At 45.0% G+C, this 15,467-nt stretch carries 13 protein-coding genes, 1 pseudogene and 1 other annotated feature; of the genes and pseudogenes, 7 read left to right on the top strand and 7 right to left on the bottom strand.

All coding sequences use genetic code 11. The annotated features are described in order from the left end of the window. Nucleotides 1–38 precede the first annotated feature (38 nt). The 4 genes from ywaC (at nt 39) to MKY10_RS20605 (ending at nt 3,291) form a co-directional block, all read left to right on the top strand. On the top strand, nt 39–671 hold the full coding sequence (gene ywaC / locus MKY10_RS20620; protein WP_003244564.1) for a GTP pyrophosphokinase YwaC: 633 nt from the start codon (nt 39–41) through the stop codon (nt 669–671). Between the two features lie 129 nt (nt 672–800). Next, complete coding sequence (locus tag MKY10_RS20615) at nt 801–1,994, top strand: MFS transporter (protein WP_017697251.1); 1,194 nt, start codon at nt 801–803, stop codon at nt 1,992–1,994. Between the two features lie 6 nt (nt 1,995–2,000). After that, nucleotides 2,001–2,384: a carboxymuconolactone decarboxylase family protein gene (locus MKY10_RS20610; protein WP_019712843.1), complete on the top strand. Its 384-nt coding sequence runs from the start codon at nt 2,001–2,003 to the stop codon at nt 2,382–2,384. A gap of 67 nt (nt 2,385–2,451) precedes the next feature. Next, the gene (locus tag MKY10_RS20605) at nt 2,452–3,291 is read left to right on the top strand and encodes a helix-turn-helix transcriptional regulator (RefSeq protein ID WP_048654805.1); all 840 of its coding nucleotides are present in this window, start codon (nt 2,452–2,454) and stop codon (nt 3,289–3,291) included. Between the two features lie 47 nt (nt 3,292–3,338). On the opposite strand, the gene ywaD is transcribed toward MKY10_RS20605, so the two are convergent. The 3 genes from ywaD to ywaE form a co-directional block, all read right to left on the bottom strand. Continuing rightward, on the bottom strand, nt 3,339–4,706 hold the full coding sequence (gene ywaD / locus MKY10_RS20600) for an aminopeptidase YwaD (protein ID WP_015250921.1): 1,368 nt from the start codon (nt 4,704–4,706) through the stop codon (nt 3,339–3,341). A 155-nt stretch (nt 4,707–4,861) separates the two neighbouring features. Then, entirely contained in the window at nt 4,862–6,103 is a 1,242-nt protein-coding gene (gene tyrS / locus MKY10_RS20595) for a tyrosine--tRNA ligase (RefSeq protein ID WP_114523607.1), read from the bottom strand. Between the two features lie 41 nt (nt 6,104–6,144). Next, nucleotides 6,145–6,359: a binding site (T-box leader), on the bottom strand. Further along, the gene (gene ywaE, locus MKY10_RS20590) at nt 6,354–6,869 is read right to left on the bottom strand and encodes a tyrZ transcriptional regulator YwaE (RefSeq protein WP_003227345.1); all 516 of its coding nucleotides are present in this window, start codon (nt 6,867–6,869) and stop codon (nt 6,354–6,356) included. Its footprint overlaps the feature before it by 6 nt. Before the next feature lie 150 nt (nt 6,870–7,019). Here ywaE and MKY10_RS20585 point away from each other — a divergent pair, with 150 nt between their 5' ends. Continuing rightward, nucleotides 7,020–7,733 carry a TIGR02206 family membrane protein gene (locus tag MKY10_RS20585; protein ID WP_015250923.1) on the top strand — a complete coding sequence of 238 codons (714 nt, stop codon included), beginning with the start codon at nt 7,020–7,022 and terminating at the stop codon, nt 7,731–7,733. 109 nt (nt 7,734–7,842) lie between these two features. Then, nucleotides 7,843–8,703, top strand: a complete 861-nt coding sequence (locus MKY10_RS20580) for a glycosyltransferase (RefSeq protein WP_015250924.1) — start codon at nt 7,843–7,845, stop codon at nt 8,701–8,703. A 52-nt stretch (nt 8,704–8,755) separates the two neighbouring features. Here the strand turns inward: MKY10_RS20580 and sacY are convergent, their stop codons facing one another. The 3 genes and pseudogenes from sacY to epr all read right to left on the bottom strand — a co-directional run bounded on the left by sacY (nt 8,756) and on the right by epr (nt 13,402). Then, nucleotides 8,756–9,598 carry a transcription antiterminator SacY gene (sacY, locus tag MKY10_RS20575; RefSeq protein ID WP_015250925.1) on the bottom strand — a complete coding sequence of 281 codons (843 nt, stop codon included), beginning with the start codon at nt 9,596–9,598 and terminating at the stop codon, nt 8,756–8,758. 53 nt (nt 9,599–9,651) lie between these two features. Further along, nucleotides 9,652–11,031 (bottom strand): SacY negative regulator SacX, encoded by a 1,380-nt coding sequence (gene sacX / locus MKY10_RS20570; RefSeq protein WP_015250926.1) that lies wholly within the window; start codon nt 11,029–11,031, stop codon nt 9,652–9,654. A gap of 432 nt (nt 11,032–11,463) precedes the next feature. Then, nucleotides 11,464–13,402, bottom strand: a pseudogene (epr, locus tag MKY10_RS20565) (minor protease Epr). Nucleotides 13,403–13,604: 202 nt separating this feature from the next. Here epr and celB point away from each other — a divergent pair. Further along, complete coding sequence (gene celB / locus MKY10_RS20560) at nt 13,605–14,927, top strand: PTS cellobiose transporter subunit IIC (protein WP_044052427.1); 1,323 nt, start codon at nt 13,605–13,607, stop codon at nt 14,925–14,927. A gap of 59 nt (nt 14,928–14,986) precedes the next feature. Here celB and glxA read toward each other — a convergent pair whose 3' ends face one another. After that, nucleotides 14,987–15,367 (bottom strand): glyoxalase GlxA, encoded by a 381-nt coding sequence (glxA, locus tag MKY10_RS20555; protein WP_003227362.1) that lies wholly within the window; start codon nt 15,365–15,367, stop codon nt 14,987–14,989. Nucleotides 15,368–15,467: the final 100 nt, after the last annotated feature.

Raw genomic sequence — 15,467 nt, 5'->3', positions numbered from 1 at the left:
GGACAGCGGATAAAGTTCCGTTAAAGGAGATGACGAAAATGGATTTATCTGTAACACATATGGACGATTTAAAAACAGTAATGGAAGATTGGAAAAATGAATTATTAGTTTATAAATTTGCGCTAGATGCGCTCGATACAAAGTTCTCAATTATCAGCCAGGAATATAACCTCATTCACGGACACAACCCGATTGAACATACAAAATCCCGTGTCAAAAGCTTTGAAAGCATCGTGAATAAGTTAATGAGAAAGGGCTGTGAGATTACGACGAAGGAAATGAAGGAGCATATTCACGACATTGCCGGCGTGCGCATCATCTGTTCCTTTATTTCTGACATTTATAACGTCGTGAATGTGTTGAAGCAGCATGAAGATTTGAGAATCGTAAAGGTAAAGGATTATATCCAGACACCCAAACCGAATGGCTATCGAAGCCTGCATTTGATCATTGAGATGCCTGTGAATTTAACGAACCGTGTGGAATACGTCAAAGCAGAAATTCAAATCCGGACAATCGCGATGGATTTCTGGGCGAGCCTTGAACATAAAATTTATTATAAATTGAACAATGACGTTCCTAAGCAATTAACAGATGAGCTGAAAGAAGCCGCGGAGATTGCCCATTACCTAGATGAGAAAATGCTGGGGATTAAGAAAGAAGTGGATTGATAACAAAAGCGAAGCCTGACAGGGTTTCGCTTTTTTGCTTTGCTTGCTAGTACTTTTTATACCAGTATAAACTCACTTCTGTTTCCATGATTGAACCTGCTTTATCATGCATGAAGAAAGGGGGTAAACATGAACCATTCCATTTCATTATCGAGAGGTTTGATTTTTCTTATCGCGGTGACTAGCGGGTTTACAGTAGCTAATGTCTATATCAATCAAACATTGCTTGTCAGCATGGCAGGCACGTTTCATGTGACGCCGGCACAAGCTGGGATGATTGCTACATTGGCGCAGATTGGCTATGCGGCGGGGAACCTTCTGCTTGTTCCATTGGGAGATCTTTTTGAACGCCGCCGCTTAATTGTGAGCCTGCTATTCTTAGTGGGGGTTTGTTCGGCAGCTTCAGCGTTAGCTGTAAGCTTTCCATGGCTAGTCATCACAAATTTATTATTGGGATTCTTCACGATTATTCCTCAAATCCTTGTGCCGTTTGCGGCAGGTTTAGCAAATGACAGGAACAGAGGAAAAGTACTCGGAAACGTAGCCATCGGCTTGGTTTGCGGAATTTTAGGGGCGAGAGTGGTCAGCGGGGCGATAGATGCCCATTATGGCTGGCGCGTGATGTATTGGATTGCCTGTGCAGCAGCCGTCATCATTATGTTGATCATTCACTTCTGCTTTCCGAAAAGCAAAGGGACACATGCATTTCATTACGGAAAACTCATTTCTTCATTATTTCCGCTTTTGATCAAGGAGAAAGTGTTAAGAAAAGCATGTGTAAACCAAGGCTTCATGTTCGGCGCCTTCAGTTTATTTTGGACGACGTTAGTGTTTATGGTGAGTGAACCTCCATTCTCGTTTGGCAGCCAGACTGCCGGAACAATCGGTTTGGTGGGAATTGGCGGGGCTTTTGCAACTCCGCTGATCGGCCGGATTATTGATCAAAAAGGAGCTGCTTTTTCCAACAAGCTTTGTATGTCTTTTACCTTATTGTCATTTGTTTTATTAATGGCAGGCCAGACTTCATTGATTGTGATTGTATTGGGCGCTTTATTCATCACCATGGGCATTCAGGCGAATCAGGTGGCGTGTCAGGCGGAGATTTTCCAATTGTCGGCTGAAATGAGAAGCAGATTGAATGGCCTCTTTATGGTCAGCACGTTTTTAGGCGGCGCCTTGGGATCGTATGCAGGAGGTGCAGTCTGGATGCTGTTTCATTGGAACGGTGTTTGTATTCTGGGGATGATCATGGTCGGTATTGCCTTCAGTTCAAGGATTACCATAAATCGTACTACTAAAAAAACGATATTGGAAGGGAGATAGAAGCTGGTGCGAACAAGTGAACGTTATAAAAAAGGGTTAGATATTCTGAAACAAATTGATGAGGAGAACTATGAAGCGATCGTGGACAATTTTAAACATTCCATCGCTCCGGACCTTGGTGTGCTTGCCGTGGAGTTTAACTATGGTCAGATTTTTTCAAGACCAGGTCTTGATCTGAAATCCAGATTATTAGCAACCGTTGCTGGATTGACTGCATTGGGCAATACCCAGCAGCTAAAATTCTATATTAACGGAGCCCTGAATGTCGGATGGACACAAGAAGAACTCATAGAAGTCATGATGCAGATGATTATTTACTCAGGTTTCCCGAATGCACTGAATACCATTCTTCCTGTGGCCGCTGAAGTATTTGCAGAACGAAACAAATAATATAAAAACCTTCTCCTTTTTATGTAGAATACTAATAGGAAATTCTATGCAGAAGGAGAGTGTGTATGTGGACAGTATGGCAGAAAAACGGAAAGAGCTAGGGGAGTTTTTAAAACTTAAAAGGGCACAGCTTTCTCCGCAAGAGTTTGGATTGCCTATGGGCACCAGAAGGAAAACAACAGGCTTGAGAAGAGAGGAATTAGCCCAGCTGTCCGGTATAGGTGTCACATGGTACACATGGCTGGAGCAGGGAAGGGATATTCGGGTATCGACACAGGTACTGGAAAGCATATCGAGAGTGCTCAAATTGAATTATGAGGAAAAGCGTCATGTCTTTCTGTTGGCTGGCCATCATGTTCCTTTAGATGATCAGGATGAAGATAATAAGAGCCTTCCTCTGGCTGTGCGGCACTTTATTGATCATTTAACCAATTGCCCTGTTTATGTGACTGACGAAAAGTGGGACGTTATTGCTTGGAACACAGCAGCTTGTGCTGTGTTCGGCAATTTTGGCCAAATGGGCAGTAAGGAAAGGAACGCCATATGGCGATGTTTCACCTCGAAGGAGTATCGGAATCTGCTTGACGACTGGGAAAGCCACGCCAAAAAACTTATCGCACAGTTTCGATCGACAGCCAGCCGTTTTCTTGGGGAAGCATGGATAAAAGAGCTGATCGATGAGTTAACTGAAAGAAGCCCCGAATTTAAAAAATGGTGGAACCACCACGAAGTATTAGGCACACACGCAGGAGAAAAAGTACTTCATCACCCGGCAGCCGGAACAATGGTGATGGAGCATATGACATTACAAATATATGACTCTCCTGATTTGAAACTGACCATTTATCGCCCGTTAGAAAAAGAAAATACAGTTGATAAACTGAAAGCTTTACTTATAGACGGCTAAACAGCTGATCATTATAAAAAAAGACGGCACCCAAGTGCCGTCTTTTTTTATTTGATATCTTCAAAAATGTCAGATGCTTTCGCCTTCATTTGTTTCTTAATGGTTTTCGGTTTCTTCTCTTTTTTCACAGCCTCATAGACAGCGGCTGTCACAAGATCGCCTGCTTGCTGGAGGCGTTCTTTGCTGATATGTTCGATCGAGTCTTCAGGGGTATGATACCACGGCTCAACTTCTTCTGTTTCCGGGTCTCCCCAAATAAAGTTGGCGGAATCAATGCCGGCTTCGTGGAATGGCACATGATCAGATGATCCTCCCTGTGTCAGAGACAGGCTGTCAAATCCAATTTTTTCAGCAGCCGTATGACTGGATTCCCAAACATAGTTAGATTGGCCATCCAATGTGTTGACATACAGCTCAGACGCTTTTTCCCAGCTTGTGCCTACCATGTCTAAGTTGAAGTTCACTTCACTTCGTTTCAGCTCTTTTTCCGATAGATGATCTACATAGTGAGAGGAGCCGAGCAGGCCGAGCTCTTCGGCGCCGAAAGCGATAAAGCGGATTTCTTTATCAGATGGAACGCTTTTTAAGACACGCGCCATCTCCAGCATAACAGAGGTTCCTGAGCCGTTGTCATTTGCCCCGGGTGAAAAAGGAACACTGTCGTAATGGGCCGTCACGTACACAATGTCTGGATGTTTGATGTTCTTTGGTTTTTTGATTCCGATGATATTCTGGGAGGTTTGGTTTGTGAATGCTTTTAGTTTTAAGGTGGCTTCTTTTTGCTGGGTAAGTGCTTCGCCGTCTTCTTTCTTAATGCCGACGACCGGAATGCCGACTTTATTTCCCGACAGGTTTGGCGTCATAGGCACGAGGCTTTCTTTGTTGTTATAAATGATGACAGCTTTTGCTCCGGCGGCTTCGGCATTTTTGGCTTTCTCGTAATAAGTCAGGTCTCCTCTGGAAATCAAGGCGATTTTGCCCTTGACGTCAGCGGTAAAGTCCTTTTGATAGCCCAATCCCGCATTGTAAAGCGGGGCCGTCAGCCCTTGTTCCTCAGTCGGAGCTGAGCCGGACGCCGCTTGGAGAAGAATATCGCGTCCTGCTGAAGACAGTGTTCCCTCAAGCCGGTCAGGAATGTTGAATCGTTGAACCTTCACATCAAGCTTTAATTTTCTCAAGGATGAGGCGATCAATAGGGCGCTCTTTTTTTCAGCTGCAGTTCCGGCTATTCTGGGGCCGATTGCTTCACTTAGCTGAGAAATGGTAGAGTACGCATGCTTTGCTTTGAATGGAAGCTCGCGCTCGCTATTTGATATTTGTAAAGCGTGCGCGGCAGGGGTGACACTCTGTGCCGGCAAGAGCAGTGTGCCGGCAGTTAAAACAGCCATCGTCATGACAGTCAAAAGCTTTTTCATCAAAAATAAACCTCCCCTAAATGTATGGTTGGGGAATATTTCGGGATGCTAAAGGAGTTTCCTGCAAGATGAAGAGCGTTTTTGAAAAGACAGTGCTTTATACCTGCAAAAAAACGCTTATGAATGAAGGGTCATAAGCGTTTCGGAATATCAAACTATTGGAGCTTTAAAAACTTGCGTTTGCCGACTTGGATGATCATATTCTCTCTTATCTCTGCTTTGGCGTGAATATCTGTTATTTTCTCTCCGTCGATGCGTACACCGCCGTTTTGAATCATGCGGCGCGCCTCGCTCTTCGAAGAGAGGAGCTTCAATGTAACGAGCAGATCGACAATCGCGATTGTTTTCTCGCCTTCCCATTGGACAGACGGAATATCATCAGGAAGGCTGTTTTCCTGAAAGACTGTTTTAAACGAGTGTTCGGCAGCTTCTGCTGCTTTCTCTCCGTGATACATTCGGACGATTGTTTTGGCTAAAAGCATTTTGGCATCACGCGGATGAACGGCGCCGGTTTCTAAGTCTTTCACGAGCTGTTTTTTCTCTTCAAGCTCTAAGTCTGTCGCCAAGTGGATGTATTTTTTCATCAGGCTGTCGGGCAGTGACATCGTTTTTCCGTACATGTCGTTTGGATGTTCGTTAATGCCGATGTAGTTGTGTTTCGACTTCGACATTTTCTCGACGCCATCCAAGCCTTCCAAGAGCGGCATAAGGATGACGACTTGTTTTTCTTTGTTGTATCTTTCTTGGAAATGCCGTCCCATGAGGACATTGAAATGCTGATCCGTTCCGCCTAATTCAATATCACTTTCGAGAACGACAGAATCATAGCCCTGCATCAATGGGTAAAAGAATTCATGCAGTGAGATTGGTTTTTGCATGGCGATGCGTTCTTCAAAGTCGTCGCGCTCCATCAGGCGGGCTACCGTTATTTTCCCTGCTAATTCAATGACATCTTCCAGATTCAATGTTTTCAGCCATTTTGAGTTATAGTGAAGCTCGACTTTTTCTGGATCAAGCACTTTTCCGAATTGCTCAAAGTAGGTTTTGGCATTGTGCTGAACTTCTTCATCAGTCAGTTGCTTTCTGGCTGCCGATTTTCCGGTCGGATCACCAATTTTTCCTGTGAAATCCCCAATTAACAGCTGGACAATGTGGCCGTTTTCTTGAAATTGGCGAAGCTTATTTAACACAACCGTATGGCCCAAATGTACATCCGGTGCAGACGGATCTAATCCGAGCTTAATTTTAAGCGGCGTGCCCGTGGAAATTGATTTCACGAGCTTTGCCTTTAATTCCTCCGGCGGTATGACTTCGTGGGCGCCTGTCATGTATAGCTGAAGCTGTCTTTCTACCTCTTTTTGCTGTGACGCTGTGAGCTGCTCAAATGTTCTCATCATTTTTCCTCCTTTTTTACAAACACAAAAAAGAGCCCATCCCGATAAGGGACGTGGCTCAATGCACGCGGTACCACCCTGGTTGAAGACATCGTCTTCCGCTCATTCGAATAACGGTTTCCCGTTCTTTGCTACCTTTAAGGTTCACAAAGAAAGCTCGGGGAGGTAATTCACGTTTGCTGTGTGCCGGCTCGCACCTTCCGCCGGCTCTCTGAAACAGGGAGACAAACCGCTACTGGATTCCCGTCAAAGCTTATGTTGTATGAAGATTGTCAGCTACCTTTCTAAGCAGCCCTGTCAATATTTTCTGTTCGTCCTTCGTCATTCCCGCAATGAGCTCTGTTTCCCCTTTGTGAAACTCCGGGTAGAGTTCTTCGATCGCTTGTTTGCCGGAATCGGTGATAGAGACAAACACGAGTCGCCGATCTCTTGTGTCGATGCTTTTACGGCAAAAACTCTTTTTTTCGAGCGTTTTGATCACGTTGCTTGCTGTAGCTGTAGATATCCCTGACAGCTCAGCGATTTTTCTCGTTTCGAGCGCTCCCCATACCCATAGATCATAAAGAATGGAGAAAGCGGTCCAAGAAAGGTTATAGGAAGAAAGAACCTCAGTCTCCATTTTGACACGGAGCCTTTGCGCAGACCGATACAGATTCGTAGCGATCGAAATGGCTTCCAGGTTGAGTGACTCGACGGGCATTTGTTTGAGCTTAGAAAGTGTATCGTGTTCTTCCTTCCGAAGCTGCTGATGTTGATGTGAACGTTCCATTTTTTAGGCCTGCCTTAAATTATCAGAATCATTAGCTATGAAACGAATTGTAACAGAGGATGATGTGAACTTCAAGCCCATATATCGGTTGAATAAAAAAAGCCCAAACAACGCCAAAATAAACAAAAACCCGCAAACGGGGGTGCAGTTTTGCAAAAATATGTTCAATCCGTCTATAAGCATGATCCGTTTCATCTGTTTTCGACAGAGCATGTAGTGACGTTAGCGATTATCGCCCTTTTGGCCATTCTGTTGTTTTTGTTCCAAGAGGGGGTCAAGCAGCCGAGGGCCAGCCGGTTTTTACGTTCTCTGTTTGTGTTTCTTTTGCTTGGTTCGCAAATCGGCTATCAAATATGGATGGTCGCCACGGGCAGGTGGTCGGTGCGCACTTCATTGCCTCTCCAGCTTAGTGACCTGTCGGTGTATTTGTCAGCTATTATGTTAGTGACAAAAAGCAGAAAGCTGTTTGTGTTTTTGTTTTTTGTCGGCATCGGCAGTTCGATTCAGGCTCTTGCCACTCCTGACCTCGGAATGTTTTCATTTCCGCATATCCGATATATCCTCTTTTTTATTTCTCACGGGTCTGTGTTTTTATCCTGTCTGCTGATGGCTGTGATTGGCACCTACAGAATGGGCCAGCGCTCGTTATGGGTGACAGTCCTGCTTGTTAATGTGTACGGCGTCTGTATTTTCCTGATTGATCGCTGGCTTGGCGCGAATTATATGTATTTGACGAAAAAACCGGGCGGATCCTCTCTCTTAGATGTTCTCGGGCCATGGCCATGGTATATCGTCTCGGCTGAAGCCATCACGATCGCCAGCTTTTTCATTCTTTATTTGCTTTATCGCATCTTCAAAAAATGACACCTTTTTTGTTGTATCACACATTCTGTTTAAAAAAATGTCGGAGAACGTGTTTATTTTTTTGAAAAAGGGTATGTAACTTGTACAACAAAAAGGGAGATGAATACCATTGAGGAAAGATGAAATCATGCATATCGTATCATGCGCAGATGATAATTATGCTCGTCATTTAGGTGGGATGTTCGTTTCTTTATTGACTAACATGGATCAGGAGAGAGAGGTAAAATTATACGTCATTGATGGCGGAATTAAGCCTGATAACAAAAAAAGACTGGAAGAAACCACTTTGAAATTCGGAGTGCCGATTGAGTTTTTAGAAGTGGATACCAAAATGTATGAACATGCGGTAGAGAGCAGCCATATTACAAAAGCCGCGTATTACCGCATTTCGATTCCCGACTTAATTAAGGATGAAAGCATCAAACGAATGATTTACATCGATTGCGATGCGCTTGTCCTAGAGGATATTTCTAAGCTATGGGACTTAGACATTGCGCCATACACCGTAGCCGCTGTTGAGGATGCGGGGCAGCATGAACGCCTGAAAGAAATGAACGTCACTGATACAGGGAAGTATTTTAACTCAGGTATCATGATTATTGATTTTGAGTCTTGGAGAAAGCAAAACATCACAGAAAAAGTCATCAACTTTATCAATGAACACCCAGACGAAGACTTTCTTGTGCTGCATGACCAAGATGCACTGAATGCGATCTTGTATGATCAGTGGTATGAACTTCATCCGCGCTGGAACGCTCAAACCTATATCATGTTAAAGCTGAAAACCCCATCGACTCTGTTAGGGCGGAAGCAATATAATGAAACGAGAGAAAACCCGGCAATCGTGCACTTCTGCGGCGGAGAAAAGCCTTGGAACTCCAATACAAAACATCCGTATCGCGATGAGTATTTCCATTACATGTCTTATACGAAGTGGAATACGATCAGCAACCCGGCGATCAACCAATAATACAGATATAAAAAAACGCTTTTGAGATGATCAAAAGCGTTTTTTGTTTGTCTCAGCGTGCGACTGACCGTTGGTAGAACCGCTGAATATGCATGGCGATGTAGCACAATTCTTTTTCAGGAAACTCAAAGCCGTATTCCTTCTTCACAAAGGTGCCGATGCTTAGGGCACACAGGAAGGCATCCTTAAACTTCTCTTTAATGATGTCGATCATTTCTGCGTCCAACTCGTAAATGGATTCGCCTGCTTTGATATGCTGAATGGCAAAGCGGAGATGGGTCACGAGCCGTTCATAAGAGATGGTATCTTCAACGATATTAATAGACAGTTGAATTTCGATAATCTCGATAATATCACGGATCATTGTTGTAATATCAAGCGTTTGTGTCATATCGCCGGCATTGTTTCTTGCTGTGTGGATATGCATGGCGATATTGCCGATTTCATCATCAGGAATGTGAATCCCCAGTTTATCTTTAATCAGTGCTCTGGCCCATAAGCCGATCTGGAACTCCTTTGGATAAAGGACTTTGATTTCATTCAGCAGCGGATTTTTGATAACCATCCCATTGCTCAGGCGTTCAATTGCAAAAGAAAGATGGTCTGAAAAAGCGACATGAATGCGCTCGTTGATTTTGATGTTCAGCTCTTTTTCGGCATGAGAGATAATTTGCTCAGAAATCTGAATGTGGTCTTCAGGCAATGTTTCTAAAATCTCTTCGAACTGCTTATAGTCAGCTGTATCTTTTCTGATAAAGGTTTTTTCTATTTTTGACGGATCGACAATATCATTCTTCTTTTTGTTAAACGCAATTCCTGCACCCAAGAGAATCTTCTCTTCATTTTGATCCTTTACGACGATAGCATTATGATTTAAGATTCTTTTAATTTTCATAGCTTTTTTGTCCTTTCATCCCCCGTTTTATGAATGAAAACGAATAAATCCAGTTATTCTGTCTCTTCTTTAAACCCGAGAAACAATGTAGCTATAAAAGCAGAGACGGCTGCGATCAAGAAACCGATCATATAATGAACAAAATTCGCGGCGCCAAACGGCAGCACGATTGAAATCATCGGAATGCCTGTCAGTCCGTAGGAATTTGCCACAACTTGTACCGCAACCACGTATGCTCCGCCAATAGCACCGCCGATGGCTGCTCCGATAAAGGGACGGATCAATTTGAGATTTACCCCGAATACAATCGGCTCAACAATGCCTAAAAACGCGGTCAGAGAAGCGGGGAGCGCAATTTTTTTCAGGCTTGATTGTTTCGTTTTGAGGAATACCGCAAGCCCCGCTCCGCCTTGGGCCACATTCGCCATCGACCATATCGGCACTAAAAAGTTGACACCGACATGCGGATTAGCAAGCAGCGTTGCCTCAATTGCATAAAAGCTATGATGCAATCCAGATAGGACGATGGTGGAGTAGATGCCGCCGAAAAGAGCTCCGGCGGCAATGCCGGCGTGATCATAAATATAGACGATCGATTGTGTCATGATTTGGCCGACGATAGAAGCGGCGGGATTCATCACAATCAGCGCGAGGCACCCTGTCACCATGACCGTAATAAAGGGAATAATCACGACATCAAGTGACTTCGGCACAATCGATTTTAATAGCTTCTCAATTTTGCTCATGACAAAAACGGAGAGAAGAATCGGTATAATGGAACCCTGATACCCCATCATCGGGATATGAAGCCCCCATATGTCTAAAGAAGACGGGGTTTTGCTGCCGAGCATAGACGGGTCCAGCAGATCAGGATGCGTCAAAAGCCCCGCGATCACTGCCCCTAGGTATGGGTTGCTGCCAAATTGCCGTGCGGCACTGAAGCCGACTAAAATTGGCAGTAAAATAAAGGCTGTGCTGGACACGAGGTCGAGCATTTTAATCCATGGGCTGCCGGCAGCGAACCAGTGAAACACCTTAATCATGCCGATCAGCCCCATGAGCAGGCCGCTTGCTGTTATTGCCGGAATAATCGGCACAAAAATATCGGACAGTGTTTTCGCAAAAGCTGCGGCAGGGTTCAGCTTCCGGCTGGCTTTTTTCTGGTGGACAGGTTCTTCAGAAGGCGCGTTCTCCCATACATGAACGACTTCTTTATATATTTTGTTGACGACGCCTGCTCCGAAGATAATCTGGAAAAGCCCATAACGGAAAAAGGTGCCCTGCACACCTTGCAGGTTCTCAATGGCATGTATATCAATTTTCGTCTCGTCCTTTACATCAAAACGAAGACGGGTCGTACAATGGCTGATGCTGATAATATTGTTTTTTCCTCCTGCGAGCAGCAGTAATTCTTTTGCAATCTCTTTATGCAAGCAATCAAAACCTCCTTTGCTGAAGAAAAGTCGGCTTGTTCATCGTATCAAATGAAAAGTTGACAATCAAAATGAAAAAAGTGAGAAATATCGGCTGAAAATGACAAAAATGCCCGCGTCGACGCGACGACGGAGCATGAGAATAGGGGGTTGTCCAAGGCGCCGTTATGAGCCCAACACGAAAAGAAGAGTTAAAATGCCCTGCTTTTTAGGCATTAATACTCCCTTTGCATCATTGGGTCTTGCCTGCCTGCCCAGTCACAATCCCGCCATATGTGGTGATAACTGTAATAACGTTCATTTTATGCTGTTCATGGCTGTATAGCAATAGTATGAAAAGCCTGTACAATGGATGGGAAAAAGGTTGTGTGTGGTGTTCTTAGAATGTAAAAAACCTTTAAGACTTGGAATGCAAATCTTAAAGGTTTTTGGTTACTTTTTCGGTTTGACGGCGTTCAGCCGTTTTTGCAGCTTTGTTTTTTCATTGGATGCTTTTAATTGATTCACTGCAGACTGAGCGGATGTCTTTGATTTCTTTGTTTTGTCTTTTTCCGCTTTCTTCACTTTTGCCTTGGCAGTTTCGACTTTTTTTGCTTCAGCCGCCGCCACTTTTTCTTCACTTTGTCTAACCGTTTTTGCAATGCCGTTTTGTCCTTGCCTGCTTGAAGCTGATTGACGGCTGATTGTGCTTTTGCCGCATTTGCATCAGTTGATTTCTTTTCAGCCGCAGATACGGATTGCTGTGCCGTCTTCAAATTGGTGCTCTTCACTTTGTTAAGGCGCTTCTGCAGGAACGTTTTTTCTGAACTTGCCGGCAGCTTGCCAATTGCTGATTGTGCGCTGTCCACATCTGTTTTCTTTTTGCTTTTTTCCGCTTTCGCAACTTTGTCTTTCGCTTGCTTTGACGTGATGTAGCGTTTTACTTGGTCTAAGCGTTTTTGCAGGTTCTTTTTGTCTGTTCCGTTTGGCAGCTTGTTGATGGCAGTTTGTGCTGTATCAACGGTTTGCTGTATTTTATATTTTTCTGCCTTTGCGACTTTGTCTTTCGCATCTTTTACATTTCTGTATGACTGTACTTTATCCAGTCTTTTGTGCAGGACAGTTTTGGCGTCGGAGCCCGGCAGCTGGCTGACGAGTTCTCGCGCTTTGTTGATATCGGTTTGTGCTTTTGTTTGTTCCGCTTTTTTCACCGCTTGCTCTGCTGCCGCGTACGCTGAATCTGTTGCCTGTGCTTTATATTGGATTAAGCCGTAGCCAAATTGCTGATCGCGGCCTGCGGTACCAAGATCAACGATATTTCTCCGCATTTCCTCGCGAAGCTGGACGTTTGTCTCGGCAGGATCACGCTGTTTTAACAAAGCAAACATGGCAGCGGCGTGCGGTGTCGCTTGGGATGTTCCGCTTCCTGTTGCATAATACTGGTTTAAGTAAGTGCTTGTGATGTTTGTCCCCGGCGCTGAAAATTCAACTTTATCTCCAGTTGTTGAGAAGGAGGCAAGCTGATTCTTTTCGTTTGTTGCTGAAACAGCAACGACACTGCTGTATGCCGCCGGATAATTCACTGGCTTGCCGTTTCCGTCGTTACCGCTTGCGGCAACAAGCAGAACACCTTGTTCATATGCTTTGTTCACGGCCTCATGAAGGATTTTGCTGTCTGACGTCGTGCCAAGGCTCATATTGACGATGTCCATCCCGTTTGCGATCGACCAGTCAATTCCTTGGAGAAGACTTTGAAGATCCCCCGAGCCGTTCTGATCAAGCGCTTTAACCGCGTATATTTGTGCTTCCGGTGCGATGCCGTCAATTCCGTAGCCGTTATGCTTGGCTCCGATAATCCCTGCGACATGTGTTCCGTGGCCGTTATCATCTTTGTAAGAAGAGGTATAACTGACAGCTGAATACCCGCCGGCAATCGACAGGTCATCGTGGGGGGAGATCCCGCTGTCAATGACGGCAATTTTGATATTCTTTCCTGTCAGTCCTGCCTTCCAAGCCTGTTTCACCTGAATGGGCTCAAGGTTCCATTGCTCAAAGTTGTCAGAGGTGTCAGTGCCGTCTGACAGCACTTTGAAATCCGTGCTGTCTGCTGCGGTAAATGATACGTTGTTTTCTACATACAAAATATCAGGATCCTGCTTTAATTCTTTTACTGTCTCCTGGTCTGCTGTGACCGCTACCGCGGGAAGATGTTTATACTGCTGTTCAACATCAGCATCACTATCCAGGATGGTTTCCTTTCCGGCCTTGTTTTTATAAACCACAATAACCTCTTTCTCGCTGCTGTTTTGCGCATGAGCGAGAGGGCCTACGGCGAGAAAACTGAAAAACAGAGTGACTGTGATACAACAAGTTTGCAAGACATGTTTTTCATGATTCATCTCCTTTTTCTATGATGTTTGATATATATATCGGAGAAAAAAGAGAGATTAATAGTTAGGATTGTTTGGCAAAATGCAGATTTTTTCCGCAGGAAGAGGAAATTTTCCAAATGAATTTGTAAGCGTTTTCAAAATAAGATAAAGAAAACATTGCGGAGGTTGTTCACAAAGCAATGTGAAAAGGGGGCTTTTAAGATGAGCGCATTCACTCGGGTAATGGAAGAAAAAATAATGCCTGTCGCCGGGAAAATTGCCGGACAGCGGCACCTCAGCGCTTTGCGTGACGGAATTATCCTGACCATGCCGCTGATTATTATCGGGTCTGTCTTCTTGATTTTAACGAGCCTGCCGATTCCGGGGTATGCTGATTTCATGGCGAGTGTGTTTGGGAAGGAGTGGGCTGATAAGCTCGGATATCCCGTCAATGCTTCGTTTGATATTATGGCGATGATCGCCGCTTTCGGGATCGCCTATCGGCTGGCGGAAAGCTATGGTGTTGATGCCCTTTCGGCCGGAGCGATTTCAATTGCCGCATTTCTATTGGCAACGCCGTTTGAGGTGCCGTTTACACCGGATGGCTCAACGGAGTCCATCATGGTAGGGGGCGGAATCCCGATCACGCTACTTGGCAGCAAGGGCTTATTTGTCGCCATGCTGATTGCCTTGTTTTCAACCGAAATCTATCGGTACATTATTCAAAAAAATATCGTCTTCAAAATGCCAGACGGTGTGCCGCCTGCGGTAAGCAAATCGTTTGTCGCGCTGATTCCCGGCTTTATCATTGTGTTTCTCGTGTGGCTGGCGCGTCTTCTGATTGAAATGACACCTTTTCAGAGTCTGCACAATGTCGTAGGAGACCTGCTTGGCACACCGCTTTCCATCCTTGGCGGCAGTCTCGGCGGAAGCCTGATTGCTGAATTTGTACAGATGCTGCTTTGGTCGTGCGGGATTCACGGGGCTTCCATCATTGGCGGAATCATGTCGCCGATTTGGTACGGCGCGATGGATGCCAACCGTCTTGCCTTCCAAGCGGGCGAGGCGCTGCCGAGTATTTTTACGACTCAGTTTTTTCAAATTTGGATCAATGTCGGCGGGAGCGGAGCGACACTGGCGCTTGTCCTGACGATGCTTGTCCGATCTCGCAGCAAACAAATGAAGCAGCTTGGCCGATTAGGGATTGGGCCCGCGCTTTTTAATATCAACGAGCCGATCATTTTCGGCATGCCGATTGTCATGAATCCGCTCCTTATTGTCCCATTTATCATCGCACCGCTCCTCACGATTACGGCGACTTATATCGGCATGAGCACCGGGCTGGTGGCAAGACCGGCCGGAATCGCGGTGCCGTGGACGATGCCGCCGCTCATATCAGGCTACCTGGCGACAGGCGGAAAGGTGTCGGGCGCCGTTATGCAGCTGGTAAATCTGCTGATCACCTGTGCTATCTACTATCCGTTTTTCAGAATATGGGATCATCAAAAATGGCGGGAAGAGAGTGCGGTTGAATCTGGCGGATAAAAATGTGTAGTGATGTAAGTGTTTAAATAATAAAAAAGCAGCGTTATGCTGCTTTTTTATTACCGCTGAAAGAACTCAATCCACTCACCGTCAGGGCCTTCGATATAGAAATAACGGTATCCGTTTGGAAGTGTTGTGATCTCCTCGTCGATAAATTTTGCGTTCATTTTTTCCGCTTTTGTATATTCAGCCGCGATGTCATCAGTCAGCAGGGCAATGTGGTGCACTTTTCCTTCAGCGGGAAGCTCGCTGCTGTAGCCTTGAATCAGTTCAATTTCTGTTTCCGGGCCGTCTTCAAAGCCAAGAAATGCAAGCTCGATTACACCGTTCGTGTGTGTGATGCGATCCTTCAATTTCATGCCGAGTACCTCTTCATAAAATGTGATGGACGCGTTAATATCTCTTACCATGATGCCTGTATGGTCAATTCGTTTTGGCATGCTGCTCCTCCTCGAAACTCTTTTTGTCTATCGTAGAAAAACCTTTCCTTTCTGTCAATGCAGACATCTTGGCGTTTTGTGGTACGATAAGAGAAAGCAA

The sequence above is a fragment of the Bacillus sp. FSL P4-0290 genome (assembly GCF_037975435.1).
Taxonomy (GTDB): domain Bacteria; phylum Bacillota; class Bacilli; order Bacillales; family Bacillaceae; genus Bacillus; species Bacillus subtilis.
This window is presented reverse-complemented; position numbering and strand designations above follow the sequence as displayed.

Coding starts and splice junctions, on each gene's coding strand:
- ywaC (WP_003244564.1), top strand. CDS start 39: ATGGATTTATCTGTAACACATATGGACGATTTAAAAACAGTAATGGAA.
- MKY10_RS20615 (WP_017697251.1), top strand. CDS start 801: ATGAACCATTCCATTTCATTATCGAGAGGTTTGATTTTTCTTATCGCG.
- ywaD (WP_015250921.1), bottom strand. CDS start 4,706: ATGAAAAAGCTTTTGACTGTCATGACGATGGCTGTTTTAACTGCCGGC.
- tyrS (WP_114523607.1), bottom strand. CDS start 6,103: ATGATGAGAACATTTGAGCAGCTCACAGCGTCACAGCAAAAAGAGGTA.
- ywaE (WP_003227345.1), bottom strand. CDS start 6,869: ATGGAACGTTCACATCAACATCAGCAGCTTCGGAAGGAAGAACACGAT.
- sacY (WP_015250925.1), bottom strand. CDS start 9,598: ATGAAAATTAAAAGAATCTTAAATCATAATGCTATCGTCGTAAAGGAT.
- celB (WP_044052427.1), top strand. CDS start 13,605: ATGAGCGCATTCACTCGGGTAATGGAAGAAAAAATAATGCCTGTCGCC.
- glxA (WP_003227362.1), bottom strand. CDS start 15,367: ATGCCAAAACGAATTGACCATACAGGCATCATGGTAAGAGATATTAAC.